This window comes from Lentzea xinjiangensis, assembly GCF_900110955.1.
In the GTDB taxonomy this organism is placed as follows: Bacteria; Actinomycetota; Actinomycetes; order Mycobacteriales; family Pseudonocardiaceae; genus Lentzea; species Lentzea xinjiangensis.
Map to the genome: position 1 here is coordinate 240338 of NZ_FOFR01000009.1, position 17691 is coordinate 258028.

14 protein-coding genes are annotated in these 17691 nt (G+C 71.5%); 4 read left to right on the forward strand and 10 right to left on the reverse strand.

The genetic code is table 11. The features are described from left to right. Positions 1-151 precede the first annotated feature (151 nt). Both BMW88_RS20985 and BMW88_RS20990 read left to right on the forward strand, forming a co-directional pair. Entirely contained in the window at positions 152-3847 is a 3696-nt protein-coding gene (locus BMW88_RS20985; protein ID WP_089953098.1) for a multifunctional oxoglutarate decarboxylase/oxoglutarate dehydrogenase thiamine pyrophosphate-binding subunit/dihydrolipoyllysine-residue succinyltransferase subunit, read from the forward strand. Between the two features lie 80 nt (positions 3848-3927). After that, on the forward strand, positions 3928-4107 hold the full coding sequence (locus tag BMW88_RS20990) for a DUF6104 family protein (protein ID WP_089953100.1): 180 nt from the start codon (positions 3928-3930) through the stop codon (positions 4105-4107). A 119-nt stretch (positions 4108-4226) separates the two neighbouring features. On the opposite strand, the gene BMW88_RS20995 is transcribed toward BMW88_RS20990, so the two are convergent. The 10 genes from BMW88_RS20995 to BMW88_RS21040 form a co-directional block, all read right to left on the reverse strand. Further along, the gene (locus BMW88_RS20995) at positions 4227-5219 is read right to left on the reverse strand and encodes an aldo/keto reductase (RefSeq protein WP_089953102.1); all 993 of its coding nucleotides are present in this window, start codon (positions 5217-5219) and stop codon (positions 4227-4229) included. 52 nt (positions 5220-5271) lie between these two features. Beyond that, complete coding sequence (locus tag BMW88_RS21000; protein ID WP_089953104.1) at positions 5272-6156, reverse strand: hypothetical protein; 885 nt, start codon at positions 6154-6156, stop codon at positions 5272-5274. A gap of 298 nt (positions 6157-6454) precedes the next feature. Next, a complete protein-coding gene (locus BMW88_RS21005; RefSeq protein ID WP_143116172.1) occupies positions 6455-7336 on the reverse strand; it encodes a hypothetical protein in 882 nt (293 codons plus the stop codon). 69 nt (positions 7337-7405) lie between these two features. Next, the gene (gene hutI, locus BMW88_RS21010; protein ID WP_089953240.1) at positions 7406-8539 is read right to left on the reverse strand and encodes an imidazolonepropionase; all 1134 of its coding nucleotides are present in this window, start codon (positions 8537-8539) and stop codon (positions 7406-7408) included. Then, positions 8536-9813, reverse strand: coding sequence for a formimidoylglutamate deiminase (locus BMW88_RS21015; RefSeq protein ID WP_089953107.1), 1278 nt, complete (start codon positions 9811-9813; stop codon positions 8536-8538). Before BMW88_RS21015 ends, hutI begins: the two co-directional genes overlap by 4 nt. After that, on the reverse strand, positions 9810-10979 hold the full coding sequence (locus tag BMW88_RS21020; protein WP_089953242.1) for an allantoate amidohydrolase: 1170 nt from the start codon (positions 10977-10979) through the stop codon (positions 9810-9812). Before BMW88_RS21020 ends, BMW88_RS21015 begins: the two co-directional genes overlap by 4 nt. Before the next feature lie 83 nt (positions 10980-11062). After that, on the reverse strand, positions 11063-12703 hold the full coding sequence (gene hutU, locus BMW88_RS21025) for a urocanate hydratase (protein WP_089953109.1): 1641 nt from the start codon (positions 12701-12703) through the stop codon (positions 11063-11065). Next, a complete protein-coding gene (gene hutH / locus BMW88_RS21030) occupies positions 12703-14208 on the reverse strand; it encodes a histidine ammonia-lyase (RefSeq protein ID WP_089953110.1) in 1506 nt (501 codons plus the stop codon). Before hutH ends, hutU begins: the two co-directional genes overlap by 1 nt. A gap of 78 nt (positions 14209-14286) precedes the next feature. Next, positions 14287-15243 (reverse strand): hypothetical protein, encoded by a 957-nt coding sequence (locus tag BMW88_RS41975; protein ID WP_089953112.1) that lies wholly within the window; start codon positions 15241-15243, stop codon positions 14287-14289. Further along, positions 15240-15767, reverse strand: a complete 528-nt coding sequence (locus tag BMW88_RS21040; RefSeq protein ID WP_089953114.1) for a SigE family RNA polymerase sigma factor — start codon at positions 15765-15767, stop codon at positions 15240-15242. Before BMW88_RS21040 ends, BMW88_RS41975 begins: the two co-directional genes overlap by 4 nt. Before the next feature lie 112 nt (positions 15768-15879). Here BMW88_RS21040 and BMW88_RS21045 point away from each other — a divergent pair, with 112 nt between their 5' ends. Together BMW88_RS21045 and BMW88_RS21050 are read left to right on the forward strand one after the other, a co-directional pair. Further along, the gene (locus BMW88_RS21045) at positions 15880-16665 is read left to right on the forward strand and encodes an IclR family transcriptional regulator (protein ID WP_089953116.1); all 786 of its coding nucleotides are present in this window, start codon (positions 15880-15882) and stop codon (positions 16663-16665) included. Between the two features lie 50 nt (positions 16666-16715). Continuing rightward, positions 16716-17675, forward strand: a complete 960-nt coding sequence (locus tag BMW88_RS21050; protein ID WP_089953118.1) for a GNAT family N-acetyltransferase — start codon at positions 16716-16718, stop codon at positions 17673-17675. The last annotated feature ends 16 nt before the right edge of the window (positions 17676-17691 follow it).

Consider the following 17691-nt stretch of genomic DNA (forward strand, 5'->3'; position numbering starts at 1 on the left):
GCGGGTGACGCGAGGGCCGTCCTGATCGATCCTGTGACCGAGCACTCCTTGCCAGGTGCCTCCAGCGTGTGAAGGCCCGCGCCGGGGGGACTAGCCTGACTACCGCATGAGTCAACACCAAGAGCGAGATGGATAGAGGCGAGCGCCAGCCGTGTCCAGCAGCAGTCCTGCGTCACAATTCGGGCCGAACGAGTGGCTCGTCGAGGAGATGTACGAGCAGTTCCTCGCGGACCCGTCATCCGTAGACCCGGCATGGCATGACTTCTTTGCCGACTACAAGCGTGCGGGCGGCAACGGCAGTACCGCCACGGCCAGCGCGGGTGGCTCCACGGCCACCACGACCGCGACCGTGACGCCGCCGGCCGCCGACACCGGCAAGGCCGCGCCCGCCGCCACCACCAAGCCCGCCGCGCAGCCGCAGCCGAAGTCGTCGGCCTCGCTGCCGTCGACCGGCAAGCCCGCGCCGCAGCAGGCCGCGAAGGCCAAGCCGGTCACGCAGAGCGCGCAGCCGGAGCAGAAGCAGCTGCGCGGTGCCGCCGCCGCGATCGCGAAGAACATGGAGCTCTCGCTCACCGTTCCGACCGCGACCAGCGTGCGCGCCGTGCCCGCGAAGCTGCTGGCCGACAACCGCATCGTCATCAACAACCACCTGAAGCGGACGCGCGGCGGGAAGGTCTCCTTCACGCACGTCATCGGCTACGCGGTGGTGCGGGCGCTGCAGGCGTACCCGAACATGAACCGGCACTACGCCGAGGTCGACGGCAAGCCGTTCGTCGTCACGCCGGAGCACGTGAACTTCGGCCTGGCGATCGACCTGCCCGGCAAGGACGGGCAGCGCACGCTGGTCGTCGCGTCGGTCAAGGGCTGCGAGAACATGACGTTCACGCAGTTCTGGCAGGCCTACGAGGACCTGATCCGCAAGGCCCGCAGCGGCTCGCTGACCGCCGAGGACTTCGGCGGCACCACGATCTCGCTGACCAACCCCGGCACGATCGGCACGAACCACTCGGTTCCGCGCCTCACGGCCGGTCAGGGCGCGATCATCGGCGTCGGCGCCATGGAGTACCCCGCGCACTTCCAGGGCACCAGCGAGCAGGCGCTCACCGACATGGGCGTCAGCAAGATCATCACGCTGACCAGCACGTACGACCACCGCATCATCCAGGGTGCGGAGTCGGGCGAGTTCCTCAAGCGCATCCACCAGCTGCTGCTCGGCGAGGACGGCTTCTACGACGACATCTTCGCGTCGCTGCGGCTGCCCTACGAGCCGATCCGCTGGGTCGCCGACATCCCCGAGGGCGCTGTCGACAAGACGGCCCGCGTCATCGAGCTGATCGACGCGTTCCGCACCCGCGGTCACCTGATGGCCGACACGGACCCGCTGAACTACCGCCAGCGCAGCCACGCCGACCTGGACGTGCTCAGCCACGGCCTGACGCTGTGGGACCTCGACCGCGAGTTCCCCGTCGGCGGCTTCGCCGGCAAGGAGCGGATGAAGCTCCGCGACATCCTGGGCGTGCTGCGCAACTCGTACTGCCGCACCGTCGGCGTCGAGTACATGCACATCCTGGAGCCGGAGGAGCGCCGCTGGATCCAGGAGCGCGTCGAGGTCCCGCACGAGAAGCCGCCGGCCACCGTGCAGAAGTACATCCTCAGCAAGCTGAACGCCGCTGAGGCGTTCGAGACGTTCCTGCAGACGAAGTACGTCGGCCAGAAGCGCTTCTCGCTGGAGGGCGGCGAGACCGTCATCCCGCTGCTCGACGCGGTGCTCGACAAGGCCGCCGAGCACGAGCTCGACGAGGTCGTCATCGGCATGCCGCACCGCGGCCGCCTCAACGTGCTCGCGAACATCGTCGGCAAGCCGATCTCGCAGATCTTCCGCGAGTTCGAGGGCAACCTCGACCCCGGCCAGGCGCACGGCTCCGGCGACGTGAAGTACCACCTCGGTGCCGAGGGCAAGTACTTCCGGATGTTCGGCGACGGTGAGACCAAGGTGTCGCTGACGGCGAACCCGTCGCACCTCGAGGCCGTCGACCCGGTGCTCGAGGGCATCGTGCGCGCCAAGCAGGACCTGATCGACCGCGGCGGCGACGTGTTCCCCGTCCTCCCGGTCGCCATGCACGGTGACGCGGCCTTCGCCGGTCAGGGCGTCGTGGCCGAGACGCTGAACCTGGCGCTCGTGCGCGGCTACCGCACCGGTGGCACGGTCCACATCGTCGTCAACAACCAGGTCGGCTTCACCACCGCGCCGGAGCACTCGCGGTCCTCGAAGTACTCGACCGACGTCGCGAAGATGATCGGTTCGCCGGTCTTCCACGTGAACGGCGACGACCCCGAGGCCTGCTACTGGGTCGCGAAGCTGGCCGTCGACTACCGCCAGGCGTTCCACAAGGACGTCGTGATCGACATGGTCTGCTACCGCCGCCGCGGCCACAACGAGGGCGACGACCCCTCGATGACGCAGCCGGCGATGTACGACGTGATCGACCAGAAGCGCTCGGTCCGCAAGACCTACACCGAGGCCCTGATCGGCCGCGGCGACATCACGGTCGAAGAGGCCGAGAAGGCGCTGCAGGACTTCTCCAGCCAGCTGGAGCACGTCTTCAACGAGGTCCGCGAGCTCGAGAAGCACCCGGTGACGGTCAGCCCGTCGGTGGAGGCCGAGCAGCAGATCCCGGCGAAGCTGCCCACCGGCATCTCGCGCGAGGTGCTGGAGCACATCGCCGACGCGCACGTGAACCTGCCCGAGGGCTTCACCCCGCACGCCCGCGTCAAGCCGGTGCTCGAGCGCCGCGCGAAGATGGCGCGCGAGGGCGGCATCGACTGGGCGTTCGCCGAGCTGCTCGCGTTCGGCTCGCTCGCGCTGGAGGGTCGCAAGATCCGCCTGGCGGGCCAGGACTCGCGCCGCGGCACGTTCGTGCAGCGCCACGCGACCCTGATCGACCGCAAGACCGGCGAGGAGTACACGCCGCTGCAGAACCTGTCGCCGGACCAGGGCAAGTTCATGGTCTACGACTCGGTGCTGTCGGAGTTCGCCGCGCTCGGCTTCGAGTACGGCTACTCGGTCGCGAACCCGCAGGCGCTGGTGCTGTGGGAGGCGCAGTTCGGCGACTTCGTCAACGGCGCGCAGCCGATCATCGACGAGTTCATCTCGTCCGGTGAGGCCAAGTGGGGTCAGCGTTCCGACGTCGTGATCCTGCTGCCGCACGGCCACGAGGGCCAGGGCCCCGACCACACGTCGGGCCGCATCGAGCGCTGGCTGCAGCTGTGCGCCGAGGGCTCCATGACCGTCGCGGTGCCGTCGACCCCGGCGAACTACTTCCACCTGCTGCGCCGCCACGCCCTCGACGGCGTCGACCGCCCGCTCGTGGTGTTCACGCCGAAGTCGATGCTGCGGCTGAAGGCCGCGGTCAGCGGGACGGACGAGTTCATCAACGACCGCTTCCAGTCGGTCATCGACGACCCGACCATCAAGGACCCGAACGCGGTCACGAAGGTCCTGCTGTGCAGCGGCAAGATCTCCTACGAGCTGCACGCCGAGCGCGAGAAGCGCGGCGGCGGCGACGTGGCGATCGTGCGCGTCGAGCAGCTCTACCCGGTCCCGGCCCGCAAGCTGACCGAGACGCTGGAGCGCTACCCGAACGCGAAGGACGTCCGCTGGGTGCAGGAGGAGCCGGCGAACCAGGGCGCCTGGCCGTTCTACGGCCTGGCCCTGCCGGAGCTCCTCCCGGAGCACCTCGGCACCGTCCGCCGCGTGTCCCGCCGCCCGATGGCCGCCCCGTCGGCCGGGTCGAGCAAGGTGCACGAGGTCGAGCAGCGCGAGATCATCACCCGCGCCTTCGAGTGATCGGCGCGTGACCGCGGACGAGCCGCCGGACCTCCCCTGGTCCGGCGGCTCGTTCTCGCCAGGCCCACAGGAGTTCTGCCATGTACTTCACCGACCGCGGCATCGAAGAGCTGGAGAAGCGGCGCGGCGACGAGGAGGTCACGTTCGCGTGGCTCGCCGACAAGCTGCGCGCGTTCGTCGACGCCAACCCTGACTTCGAGACGCCCATCGAGCGCCTGGCCACCTACCTGGCGCGCGACGACGACGATTTCGAAGACTAACCCCGCCACAACCACCATCGGTCCACTGCCACCCGCCCATTTTGACCGCACGTGGGGGCCCCGCGTTTCCCAGAAGGAAACGCGGGGCCCCCGCGTTCCGCGAAGAAGGCGGGGGAGGGTTACCAGGCGTAGGCCTCCGGGGCCGGCTTGGACCCGTTCGGCGCCGGAGCCGGGAACAGCTCGTCGAGCTTGGCCAGCACGTCCGCGTCCAGCTTCAGCTCGGCGGCGCGCAGCGAGTTGTCGAGCTGCTCGCCGGTGCGCGGCCCGATGATCGGCGCGGTGACCCCGTCCTGGTGCAGCAACCAGGCCAGACCGACGTTGGCGGGGTCCTCGCCGATCTCGGCGCACAGCTTCTCGTAGGCATCGATGGTGTCCCGGTGCTTCTCCAGCGCGTCCGAGGAACGCCCGGAGGCACTGCGGGAGGCGCCTCCCTCCCGCTGCTTGCGCAGCACACCGCCCAGCAGGCCGCCGTGCAGCGGCGACCACGGGATCACCCCGAGCCCGTAGTGGCGGGCGGCGGGCAGGACCTCCAGCTCGACCCAGCGGGTCATCAGGTTGTAGATCGACTGCTCGGACACCAGCCCGAGGAACCCGCGGGTGCGTGCGGCCTCCTGGGCCTGGGCGATGTGCCACCCGGCGAAGTTGGACGAGCCGAAGTAGATGACCTTGCCCTGCTGGCGCAGCACGGAGAAGGCTTCCCAGATCTCGTCCCACGGCGTCTCGCGGTCGACGTGGTGCATCTGGTACAGGTCGATGTAGTCGGTTTGCAGGCGCTTCAACGACGCGTCGGCGGCGCGGCGGATGTTCAGGGCCGAGAGCTTGGTCTCGTTGGGCCAGTCGCCCATGCTGCCGTAGAGCTTGGTGGCGATGACCGTCCTCTCGCGACGGTTGCCGCCCTGGGCGAACCAGCGGCCGATGATGTTCTCGGTGACGCCCTCGCCCTGCTTCCAGCCGTAGACGTTGGCCGTGTCGAAGAAGTTGAGGCCGTGCTCGTGGGCGCGGTCCATGATCGCGTGGCTGTCGGCCTCGGACGTCTCGGGACCGAAGTTCATCGTGCCGAGGCACAGGCGGGAGACGGACAGGCCGCTGCGGCCGAGGTGGGTGTACTCCATGCCCACCACCCTGCCCCGCGGCGCGGCGGCGTGCCACGTGGAGCTGCTCCAGCTACTCCCACTCCCACTTGACGCCGTGGACGTGACCGGCCTGGGCCTCGGGCACCACCAGGTGTGCCGCGCACGTGGTGCCGATCCACAGCTCGCCGGTCTCGACGTCCGGCGCGTCCGGTCCCGGCCGGGTGAAGCTGTGGCAGCGCACGGGGACGGCGCCGGGGTGGAACTCGACCTCCAGCACGTAGTTGCGCAGCGTGCGCAGGAACGTGCGGTCCGCGGAGGCGCTGTCCGCACCGGGGTCGGAGATCAGCCGCAGGTCCACGAGCGCGGTCTCGCCCGCGCGCAGCACCCGGTCGAGGATGATCTCGGCGACGAGCAGCTTGTGGTCGTCGTCCCTGCGCACCCTGCCCACGCGGCACGACTTCTCGGCGACGATGTCGCCGGGAGAGCGGTCGGTGTCGTCGGCCGTCTTGGCGATGAGCATGCGGTCGACGCCGTCCTCGAACGCTTCGATCACCGCGCTGCTGCGGATCTCGACCTCGCGCCGGTCAGGGCCGATCACGGCCTGGTCGCGCACGCTGAGGTACTTCGCCGGGGCCGGCAGCAGCCGGTTGACGCGGGCGATCTCGCGGCCGAGGTCGATCGCCGCGTCCCCCCAGATGCCCTCCAGCGCGGTGGCGCGCTCGACCCAGCGGCCGCGCGGCCGCCTGCCCCCAAGGCTGCCGGTCAACGCCCCCGGCGCGAGTCGCAGGATCTCCTCCAGGGCGGCGACGGCCTGCAACGACTCGGGGCGTTCGGGACGGCTGCGGCCGCGGCGCCAGTAGCTCAGCGTCGACAGGCTCACCTGCACGCCGCGCTGTTCGAGGTGGTGCTGGATCCGCTCCAGGCTGAGACCGCTCGCCTCGACGGCCCGTGCCAGCGCCTCCGCGAACTCGGCCACGAGCGAATGCTACGACCGGTGATCGACTCCGGCGCACCGCGCGTGCCGCCACAGTTTTGACAGTTTTGACGACTGAAGTTTCGAACCTGTCATCCGGTGCACGGATCGCGTTAGTTTTCCGGTGTTCCCGAGTTCATCCCCACCGGGAGGAACGAGCCGGTGAACGCCCGGAACCTGCCGTCGCCGCACCCCTGCAGCGGCGACGGCCATCCTGGCGCCCCTGATGCACAGGCCGAATGCGGCTCGGCCGACCGCATCTTCTCGACGGGGGCGCTTGCGGTGGGGGTGGGAGCGAGGCCTACTCCCACTCCCACCGCACTCCGTAGATCCCGGGCTTCGAGTTCCGCACGTGGATGTGCGTCGACGCCGTCGTCCCGATCCACAGGTCGCTCAACGCGGTCTCCGGCTCGTGCAGCGACGGCCTGGCGAACCGGTAGCACCGCGCGGGCACGGCGTCCGGGTGGAAGTCGATCTGGAGCACGTAGTCGCCCACCGGCCGCAGGAACCGCCGGTCGCAGACCTCGCTGTCGGCACCGGGCCTCATCCGGACGGTGTAGTCGACGAGAGCGGTCTCCCCCGCCCTGAGCACCCGGTCGAAGAGGACCTCCGCGACGAGGAAGCCGGTGGCGTCCTCGCTGCGCACCCGCCCGAGCCGGCACGGCGCGCCCGCCTCGATCGTCGCCACGCCGAGGTCCGCGGCGTCGGCGAGCTGGATGGCCAGGAACCTGTCGACGCCGTCCTCCAGTGCCTGCACGACGCCGGTGCAGTGCATCTCGACCTCGCGCCGGTCCGGCCCGATCACCTGCCGGTCCTTCACGGTGAGGTACGTCGACGCCGTCGGTTGCAGCCGGTCGATCCGCGAGATGACCTCACCGAGGTCGGTGGCCCGCGAGTCCCACATGTCCTCCAGCGACATCGCCTGGCCGACCCACCGCCCGCGCGGCCGCCGGTCGCCGAGCCGGTCGGTGAGGAAGCCGCCGTCCAGGTGGAGGAGCTCCTCCAGCGCGGCCACGACCTTGAGCGACTCCGGCCGCTCCGGCCTGCTGCGGCCGCGGCGCCAGTAGCTCAGCGTCGACAGGCTCACCTGCATGCCGCGGGCGGCCAGGTGGTGCTGGATGCGTTCGAGGCTGAGCCCGCTGTCGTCGACGGCTTTCGTCAGCGCTTCGGCGAAGTCGACCACACCGGGCACCGTACGGCCGCACTCCCCTGCGCCGACAGGCCCACAAGGAGGGTTGACGAACCGGCGGCCTCACACGACGCGTGCACCGCCACGCCAGACGGCGTGGGTCAGCGGGACGCCGGGGCGGTAGGCCAGGTGGGTGATCGACGGCGCGTCCAGCACGTGCAGGTCGGCGCGTGCGCCAGGCCTGATCGCGCCGACGTCGTCGCGGCGCAGTGCCCGCGCTCCGCCCGCCGTCGCCGCCCACACGGCCTCCTGCACGGTCATCCGCATCTGCAGCACCGCGGTGGCCACGCAGAACGCCATCGACGAGGTGTAGGACGAGCCCGGGTTGCAGTTGCTCGCGAGCGCCACGGTCGCGCCGGCGTCCAGCAGCGCGCGGGCCGGTGGCAGTGCCTGGCGGGTCGACAGGTCGCACGCCGGGAGCAGCGTGGCGACGGTGCCGGAGGACGCCAGGGCGTCGACGTCCGCCGCGGACAGGTAGGTGCAGTGGTCGACCGACGCCGCGCCCAGCTCCACGGCCAGCCGCACGCCGGGACCCTCGCCGAGCTGGTTGCCGTGGACGCGCAGGCCCAGGCCCTTGGCCCTGGCCGCCTCCAGCACCGCCTTCGCCTGGTCGTGGCCGAAGGCGCCCTCCTCGCAGAACACGTCGGCCCAGCGCACGAGGGGCGCCACGGCGTCGAGCATCTCGCCGCGGACCAGCTCGACGTAGGTGTCGGCGTCGGCACCGGGCGGGACGAGGTGGGCGCCGAGGAACGTGACCTCGTCGGCGTGCTCGGCCGCGACACGGGCGGACCGCACCTCGTCGGCCACGGTGAGGCCGTAGCCGGTCTTGGTCTCGACGAACGTCGTGCCCTGCCGGAGCGCCTCGGCGACGTGCTTGCGCACGACCTCCGACAGCTCTTCGTCGGTCGCCCGCCGGGTCGCGTCGACGGTCACGGCGATGCCGCCCGCGGTGTAGGGCTGACCGGCCATGCGCGCACCGAACTCGGCGGTGCGGTCACCGGCGAAGACCAGGTGGGTGTGGCTGTCGACCCAGCCGGGCAGCACCGCGCGGCCTTCGACGTCGACGTGCTCGTCGGCGGCGGGTGCGCGCCGGGACGACCCCACCCACGCGATCCGCTCGCCGTCGAGCACCAGCGCGTCGCCGGTGGCGTCGCTGTTCGTGGTCAGCTCGCCGATGCCGGTGACCAGCACGCTCATGCCCACAGCTCCTCGATCGCGTCCGCCAGCAACCTGCCGACGTCTCCCAGGGTCTCGTGCACGCCGCCGGAGGCGACCACCCGGCCGGCCACCACCACGGTGTCCACGTCGGCCGCCGTCGCGGACAGCAGCACCTGCCGGGGCGACGACCCCGCGGTGCGCGGCGTCGAGCTGCTGATCGCCACGAGGTCGCACGGCGCACCGGGCTCGATGCGCCCCGCCTCCGGCCGGCCCAGCGCGGAGTGGCGCGTGGCGGCGGCGAGCAGCTCGGCCGGGGCGAAGCGCCCGCGTTGACCGGTGCGCAGCCGTTCGCCGTGCTCCAGCGCGCGGGTCTCCAGCAGTGGGTCGATCACCGCGTGCTGGTCGCTGCCCAGCGACAGCGGGCAGCCGGCGTCGGCCAGTTCCCGAGCCGGACCGATGCCGTCGGCCAGGTCGGCCTCGGTGGTCGGGCAGAAGCACGCACCCGTGCCCGTACCGCCCAGGGTCGCGATGTCCTCCGGCGTCAGGTGCGTCGCGTGCACGGCCGTCGTGCGCGGTGACAACGCACCGGCTTCGTGCAGCAGGCCGGTCGGCGTGAGGCCGTACGCGGCGAGGCAAGCCTCGTTCTCCGCGGGTTGCTCGGAGAGGTGGACGTGCAGCGGAGCGTCCGGGAACGCCTGTGCCACCACCGCCAGCTCGGCGCGCGGGACGGCGCGGACGGAGTGGATCGCCGCGCCGACGTTCATCACGTCGTCGGGCTCCAGCTCGGCGACCCTCGACGCCCACGCCTCGGCGGTGCCGTCGGAGAACCGCCGCTGGAGCTCGTTCACCGGCTGGCCGATGCCACCCGCGAGGTAGCAGGTGTCGAGCAGGGTGAGCCGGATGCCCGCGTCGGCCGCGGCGTCGCGCAGGGCGTAGCCGAACTCGTTCGACCTGTCGTGCAGGTAGTGGAACTCGCCGACGGCCGAGACGCCCGCGAGCGCCATCTCGCCGTAGACCGCGCGGGCCAGCCGGTAGTAGGACTGCGGGCTGAGCTTGCCCGCCAGCGCGTACATGCCTTCGCGCCAGGTCCAGAACGTGCCGCCGCCGTCGTGCGTGCGGCCGCGCAGCGCCCGGTGGAACGCGTGCGAGTGGGCGTTCGCGAAGCCCGGCACCACGACGCCGTGCAGCCGCCGCACCCCCAGCGGAATGGTGTCCACAGTGGACACCGTCGTGATCACGCCGTGCTCGGCCCTGACCAGCACGCGTTCGGCGAGCCCTCCGGGCAGCCAGGCCCGCTCGCACCAGAAGTTCACGAGCCGAGGTGTTCGATCGTGGCGGCCAGGGCCCGGACGCCCTCGTCGACGTCGGACTGCTCGGCGAACTCCTCCGGGGCGTGGCTCACGCCGGTGGGGTTGCGCACGAACAGCATCGCCGTCGGCACGTGCGCGGCGAGGATGCCCGCGTCGTGGCCCGCGCCGGTCGGCAACGCCGGAACGCCGCCGAGCGCGCCCGCGATGTCGTCGCGCAGCGCCGCGTCGAAGTGCACCGTGTCGCCGTACGACTCCTCGGTGATGGTCACGACACACCCCTCTTCCGCGGCCGCTTCCCGCGCCGCCTCGGAGATCTCCGCGACCATCGCGCGGGTGCGCGCGTCATCGCTGTCGCGCGCGTCCAGCCAGACGTCCACAGTGGACGCGATGACGTTGGTGCCGCCGGGGTTGGGGACGAGCCTCCCGACGGTGGCCCGCCCACCGTCCCTGGCCGCCCTGCGGGCCGCCAGGACGAGGTGCGAGGCCGGCAGCATCGGGTCGCGGCGGTCCTCGATCAGCGTCGCGCCCGCGTGGTTGCCCTCACCGGAGAACGTGAAGCGCCAACGGCCGTGCGCGAGAATGCTGCTCGCCACGCCCACCGGCACCGTCAGGCCACGCCCTTGCTCCACGTGCAGCTCGACGAACTGCCCGATGCGGCTCAACGCGCGTTCGTCCCTGCCGACCAGGTCCGGGTCGTAGCCCGCGGCCTTCATCGCCTCGGCCAGGGTGGTGCCGTCCGGGTCCTTGAGCCCCAACGCCTTCTCCGGGGCGATGGCACCGGTCAGCAGCCGGGAGCCGAGGCAGGCCACGCCGAACCTGCCGCCCTCCTCCTCGGCGAAGACCGCGACGGCGAACGGCCGGCGCGGCGTGAACCCACTGTCCCGCAGCAGGTCCACGGCCCGCAGCGAGCTGGTCACCCCGAGCGGGCCGTCGAACGCACCGCCGCCGGGCACGGAGTCCAGGTGGCTGCCGGTGACGAGCGCGTCGTCGCCGGGCGCGCCCCACCAGGCCCACAGGTTGCCGTTCCGGTCGGTCTCGACGTCCAGGCCGCGCCGGACGGCCTGCTCGACGAACCAGTGCCGCAGCTCCAGCTCGGACTTGTCGTACCCGTGCCGGGAGTAGCCGCCGCGCTTCGAGTCCCGGCCGACGTCCGCGATCTGGTCGAGCATCACGCCACCCCCGGCAAGCTCACGCGGGGGTCCCCTCCAGGGGGTCCCCCGATTTCCATTCTCCCAGCGAGGTCTGACAATTCTCAGCCCTCCATCGGGATCGGCACGCCCTTGGCGGCGGCCACCGCCCTGGCCTTGTCGTACCCCGCGTCCACGTGCCGGATCACGCCCATGCCGGGGTCGTTGGTCAGCACGCGCTCGATCTTCTGCGCGGCCAGCTCGGTGCCGTCCGCGACCGTGACCTGACCGGCGTGGATCGAGCGGCCGATGCCGACGCCACCGCCGTGGTGGATCGACACCCACGTGGCTCCGGACGCCGTGTTGACCAGGGCGTTCAGCAGCGGCCAGTCCGCGATGGCGTCCGAGCCGTCGGCCATCGCCTCGGTCTCGCGGTACGGCGAGGCCACCGAGCCGCAGTCGAGGTGGTCGCGGCCGATGACGATCGGCGCGGACAGCTCGCCGGAGGCCACCATCTCGTTGAACCTGAGACCGGCGAGGTGCCGCTCGCCGTAGCCGAGCCAGCAGATCCGGGCGGGCAGGCCCTGGAACTCGACGCGCTCCCCCGCCATCTTGATCCACCGGGCGAGCTGCTCGTTCTCCGGGAAGAGCTCCAGGATCGCCCTGTCGGTCTTGGCGATGTCCTCCGGGTCGCCCGAGAGCGCGGCCCAGCGGAACGGGCCCTTGCCCTCGCAGAACAGCGGCCGGATGTAGGCGGGCACGAAGCCGGGGAACGCGAACGCGCGGTCGTAGCCGCCGAGCTGGGCCTCACCGCGGATGGAGTTGCCGTAGTCGAACACCTCGGCGCCGCGGTCCAGGAACCCGACCATCGCCTCGACGTGCGCGGCCATCGAAGCGCGCGCCCGGTCGGTGAACTCCTCCGGCTTGGAGGTGGCGTAGTCCTGCCAGTCCTCCAGGGCCACGCCGACGGGCAGGTACGCCAACGGGTCGTGCGCCGACGTCTGGTCCGTCACGATGTCGACGGGGACCTCGCGGCGCAGCAGCTCGGGCAGGACCTCCGCCGCGTTGCCCACGACACCGACGGACACGGCCTCACCGGCGGCCTTCGCGGCCAGCACGCGCTCGATCGCCGCGTCCAGGTCCTCGGCCACCTCGTCGAGGTAGCGGGTCTCCACCCGGCGCTGCGCGCGCTGCGGGTCGACCTCGATGCACAGCGCGACGCCCTCGTTCATCGTCACGGCCAACGGCTGCGCGCCACCCATGCCGCCGAGGCCCGCGGTCACGGTCAGTGTGCCCTTGAGCGTGCCGTTGAAGCGCTTGTTCGCGACCGCGGCGAACGTCTCGTAGGTGCCCTGGAGGATGCCCTGGGTGCCGATGTAGATCCACGAACCCGCGGTCATCTGCCCGTACATCGTGAGGCCCTCGGCCTCCAGGCGGCGGAACTCCGGCCAGTTGGCCCAGTCCGGCACGAGGTTCGAGTTCGCGATCAGCACGCGCGGCGCCCACTCGTGCGTGCGCATGACGCCGACCGGACGCCCGGACTGCACGAGCAGCGTCTCGTCGGCCTCCAGGTTCGCGAGCTCGCGGGAGATCGCCTCGAACGACGGCCAGTCGCGCGCGGCCTTGCCGGTGCCGCCGTAGACGACGAGGTCCTCCGGGCGCTCGGCGACGTCCGGGTCGAGGTTGTTGTGGAACATCCGCAGCGCGGCCTCGGTCGACCACTGCTTGGCGGTCAGCTCGGTTCCTCGGTCAGCGCGAACAACCATCACAGGGCTCCACTTCGGATGAGGGCTTCGGCGGCGGCGATCTCGGGCGCGAGGTGGCGGTCCGGGCCGGGGCCGGGGACCGTCTCGCGCAGCTTCGCCACGGCGGCGGCCGTCGCGGGGGCGGGCTTGAGGGGCGCGCGCAGGTCGAGCGCCCGCGCGGCGGTGAGCAGCTCGACGGCCAGCACGGTGGTGAGGCCGTCGACGGCCTTGCGCAGCTTGCGTGCGGCGGACCAGCCCATCGACACGTGGTCCTCCTGCATCGCCGAGGACGGGATCGAGTCGACCGACGCCGGCACGGCCAGGCGCTTGAGCTCGGAGACGATCGCGGCCTGGGTGTACTGGGCGATCATGTGGCCGGAGTCGACACCGGGGTCGTCGGCGAGGAACGGCGGCAGGCCGTGCGAGCGCGAGACGTCGAGCATGCGGTCGGTGCGGCGCTCGGCGATGGACGCCACGTCCGCGACCGGGATGGCGAGGAAGTCCAGCACGTAGGCGACGGGGGCGCCGTGGAAGTTGCCGTTGGACTCGACCCGGCCGTCCGCCAGCACCACCGGGTTGTCGACCACCGACGACAGCTCGCGGTCGGCCACCGTCGCCGCGTAGGCGACTGTGTCCCGCGCCGCGCCGTGGACCTGCGGGGAGCAGCGCAACGAGTACGCGTCCTGCACGCGGGTGCAGTCGGGGCCGCGGTGCGAGGCGACGATCTCGGAGTCGCGCAGGAACGCGAGCATCCGCGCGGCCGAGACGGTCTGGCCGGGGTGCGGGCGCAGGGCGTGCAGCTCGGGTTCGAAGACGCGGTCGGTGCCCAGCAGGGCCTCGACGCTCATCGCGGCGGTGAGGTCGGCGACGTCCAGCAGCCTGGTCAGGTCGATGATCGCGAGCGCCAGCATGCCGAGCATGCCGTCGGTGCCGTTGATCAGCGCGAGGCCTTCCTTCTCGGCCAGCCGCACGGGCTCGATGCCGGCCTCGGCGAGCGCCTCGGCGGCGGGGACGAGGTCACCCCCGGCGTTGCGCACCACGCCCTCGCCCATCAGCGCCAGGGCACTCGCCGACAACGGCGCGAGGTCGCCGGAGCAGCCCAGCGAGCCGAACTCGTGCACCACCGGCGTGATGCCGGCGTTGAGCATCCCGGCCATCGCGTCCACGGTGGAGAGGCGGACGCCGGTGTGGCCGGTCGAGAGGGTGCGCAGCCGCAGCAGCATCAGCGCGCGCACGACCTCGCGCTCGACCTCGGGACCGGAGCCGGCGGCGTGCGAGCGGATCAGCGACCGCTGCAGCTGGGCCCTGCTCTCCGGCGGGATGTGCCGGACGGCGAGCGCGCCGAACCCGGTCGAGACGCCGTAGGTGGGGCGTTCGGCCGTGGCGAGCCGGTCGATGTGGCCGCGGGCGGTGGTGACCGCCTCCCTGGCCGCCTCGGTGATGGCCACCGGGGCGCCGTCGCGGGCGACGGCATGAACGTCCTCGAGGGTCAGCGGCTTGGGACCCAGCTCCACCGGTTGTCGCATGCAGACATCACAGCGCTCCGGAGGCCGCTCAGCGACCCCGGAGCGCGTGATGGTGTCTGGTGTCCCAGACAGCCGGGCCTACAGGCCCTTGCCGATCCAGTTCGTGTCCGGGTGCTCCATGTGCTGCAACGACACCCGGCCCGCGGTGTGGACCAGTTCGTCCGTGCTCAGCGAGCCGCCCGACACGGTGAGCCACAGCCCGCTGTCGCGGACCACGAGCGTGTCGCCGGCGATGGCGCCCTCCTTGCCCCGGACGGTCACCGGCGTGCCACCTGCCTGCGCCGGAGCGCTCGTCGAGAGGGTCACCACGACCTGCTCCGACCGCCACTGGGCCGTCCACCGGTTCAGCGTGCTGCCCCAGATGTCGCTCGCCGGCTTGCCGTCGAGCGTGAACGGCGCCAGGTACCTGATCTTCGCGTCGGCGCGCACCGAGTCGGCGACGCGCATCGCGGTCTCCTGCCCGTTGCCCTCACCGCGCACGGACACGCTGAGCACCTCCTGCGCCCGCCACACCAGTTCGGTGGTCGTGCCGAGCGACTGCCCCTGGACCGTGCGCACCCACGCCTTCAGGCCGCGGACGCTGGTCTCGGCCCAGCCGGCGAGGTCCGGCAGGCTCCGCAGGTTGCGCAGGCTGACCCGCGCGGCACCGGTCTGCTGCGTCGGGTCCTGCTCCTTGGCGCTCGCCGGCACCCAGACGCGGGTCGTCTCGTCGCCGACGCTGCGGAACGTCTCGACGTAGCCGTTCGGGAGCCAGTGCGGCGTGTACCTGATCTCCACGCCCTGCGCGCCGGAGTTCGTCGGCATGAGCGCGGCGGCCGCGTCGTTGTGGGCGGGCGGCGCGTACCTGTCGCTGGCGACGACGCCCGCGAAGATCAGGACGGCGACGGCGGCCACCCCGGCGGTGGCGATGAGGAAGATGTTGTTCCGCTGCCTCTTGCGCTTGCGCCGCAGGGCGTTCAGCGTCGGGCCCGGATGCGGGGTGCGTTCGGCGAGCTGGCCGAGCGCCTCCTTGATGAGCTGTTCGGTGTCGTTCACGACAGGCCCTCCCCGAGCCGCAACCCGACACCAGCGGGCTGCGGCGTGTGTTCCATGCGGAGTGTGGCCAGCGCACGTGAGATGTGGCTGCGCACTGTTCCCTCGGCACAACCGAGCATCTGTGCGATCTCCGAGTCCTCGTAGTTCTCGTAGTAGCGGAGCACGATCGCGGCCCGCTGTTTGCGGGGCAGCTTCGCGATCCGCTGCAACATGGCTTCCCGCTCGTCGTAGTGGTGCGTCGTGTCCGAGACGGGCGGGGTGACGGACTCCAGGGTCGTCATGCAGAGGGCGACGTCCTTGGCGGCCCTGCGTCTGCGCCACGAGAGGTACTCGTTGGTCACCATGCGCTTGACGTAGGCGTGAGGGAGGTCGACTGACCCGATGCGGTCCCACTTCTGCTGCGCGCGCAGCAGCACTTCCTGGACCACGTCCTGGGCCAGGTGCGGGTCGCACGTGAGCACGGTGGCGTAACGCAGCAACGGGGTCACCTGTTCTGCCACGAAGTCATCGAAACTCGGTGTCAATCCCGACCCCCTTCAAAACCGTCACACCCCTACGACGCGCTCGCCCGCCGTTCTGTTGAGTGTGCCCTGATGGAGGAACGGCGTGGGCTGCATCACGTGGGAAAATCACCTCGTGGGCAGCAGCAGTGACGTTCCCGCGCTGCGGCGGGGGCTGGCGGTCCTCCGGCTGCTGGCGGGCAGACCGGGGCCCGTCTCCGCGGCGTCGGTCGCGCGCGAGCTGAACCTGCCCAGGTCGACGACGTACCACCTGCTCTCGGAGCTGACCGAGGCCGGCTTCGCCACCCACTTCCCCGAGGAGAAGCGCTACGGCCTGGGCGTCGCGTCGTTCGAGCTCGGCTCCGCCTACCTGCGCCACGACCCGCTGGAACGCCTCGCGCGCCCTCTGCTGCGCAAACTCGCCGACCGGATGGAGAAGGTCGCGCACCTGGGTGTCCTGCACGGCCCCGAGGCGCTCTACCTGGTGCGCGAACAGCCCCGCCAACCGCAGACCATCGTGTCCGACGTCGGCGTCCGCCTGCCGGCCCACCTCACCGCCTCCGGTCGCGCGATGCTGGCGCACGTGCCCCCGGCGCAGGTCAGGGCGTTGTTCCCGTCCGTGGCCTCCTTCGTCGACCGGACCGGGCGCGGTCCGCACAACCTCCCGGCGCTGCGCCGGTTGCTCACGGCGGAGCGCCGTCAGGGCTGGGCGGTCGAGGACGGCTTCGTGACCGTCGGGTTCGCCTCGGTGGCGGCGCCGGTGTTCGACCACGGCGAGCGCCCGATCGCGGCCATCACCCTGACGTTCCGGCACCTCTGCGACACACCCTGCGGCCAGACCTGGCCCGAGCTGGCCGAGGAGGTTCGCAAGGCCGCGGAGGAGCTGACCGCGCGGATCGGCGGGCACGCGGCGCCGGGGTAGCCGGACGCGGTTGCCCACGCACGACGCGGGAACTTGCTTGAATCGGACCGGTGGAAGTTGAGGAGCTCGATTTCGCGCACGCGTCCGAAGACGACCGGCACGGACTTCACCACGTGGTGTCGGCCTGGGTGGCGGAGGGCGACACCGACCGGGACCCGCCCCCTTACGAGGCCTGCGTCATCCGGTGGACGTCGCGGGACGAGCTCGGTTTCGGACCAGCGCGGTTCGTCGTGGCGCGGGACGGCGGCAAGATCGTCGGCCACGGGCAGGTGAACCTCTCCGAGGCCGAGGCCAACGCGCACCTCGCGCTGGCCACCGTCGTCGTCCATCCACACCACCGGCGTCGCGGCATCGGCACCGCGCTGCTGCGCGCTGTCCCGCCCTTGCTGGACGGGCGAACCGTCGTCGAGTCCTGGAGCGTGATCAAGGGCAACCCGGGCGAGCAGTTCGCCGCCGCGCGCGGGTTCCGCGTCGTCACCACCATGACGAGGCAACGGCTGAAGATCACCGAACTGCCGGAGGCCGGCGAGGTTCCCGCCGGGTACGACCTCGTCACGTGGAAGGGCGCGGCACCGGAGGAGTTCGTCGCGGCCTACGTCGACGGCCTCAACGCGATCGCCGACGCGCCCTTCGGCGAGACAACCCTCGACGACGCGCACAGGACGGTCGAGAGCATCCGCGAGGACGAGGCCGCAGCAGTCGCCGACCGCTGGGTCGTGCTCCTGCTGCACGGGAACGAGCCGGCGGGCGTCACCGTGGTGGAGCGGAACCCCGTGGTCCCCACCATCGCCGAGCAACTGCACACCGTGGTGCTGCCGGCACATCGCGGCAAGGCGCTCGGCAAGCTGATCAAGGCCCGCATGCTGCACGAGCTGGACGGCGTCGAGCAGATCTTCACCCGCACCAGCAGCGACAACGAGCACATGCTCCGCGTGAACCACTCGCTGGGCTACACGGACCAGTACACCTACATGGCCGTACAAGCGAAAGCCGCTGACCTGCGGCCGTGAGCCGGCAGGTCAGCGG